Consider the following 587-nt stretch of genomic DNA (forward strand, 5'->3'; position numbering starts at 1 on the left):
TGTTTTTCTCGCCCTAAGGCATCCTGATTCGCATAACGTTTATTAATAAGTCCGTTGGTTTGCAAAGAACTATAACCCCAAACCCCTAAACCGATGATAAACGACATTAAAACAATTAATCCCAGTTTAGGCTTTATGTTTCCTTTCGCTTTAAAATACATTATCATTATCAAAACAAAAACCATCATAATTGCCGTATAAGTTCCTCCTCTGGAAAAAGTCACAATTCCTCTAAAAGCAAAAAACATTACAAAAAAAGCGTTAATCATTTGTAATAATTTACTTTTAGAATTAAATAACAACTGAACAAAAAAAATAAAAACAGCTAAACCCAAAATTGTCGAAACCTGATTAGGACCAAATCCTCCAGAAGTAGCAAAATTTGAAGCCGTTCCCGTCACTACATCTTTTACACTTGGGGTGTATAAAAACAGATAAACTGCTATAGTTATTAGGGGCAATGAAAAGGCAGTAATCACTCCCAAAAATCTATCGAAACTTATTTGCCTTTGATAACAATATATAGCACTTATAGCCAAACAAATAGGCCCACTAATATTAAAAGCAATGGCTTTTCTAATATCAAC

General features: G+C 32.7%; 1 pseudogene. It reads right to left on the bottom strand.

Annotated elements, in window-relative coordinates:
• Positions 1-587: pseudogene (locus ABEB23_RS18125) on the bottom strand (O-antigen ligase family protein); the annotation flags it as partial.

This window comes from Flavobacterium maritimum (assembly GCF_040049085.1).
Classification (GTDB): Bacteria; Bacteroidota; Bacteroidia; order Flavobacteriales; family Flavobacteriaceae; genus Flavobacterium; species Flavobacterium maritimum.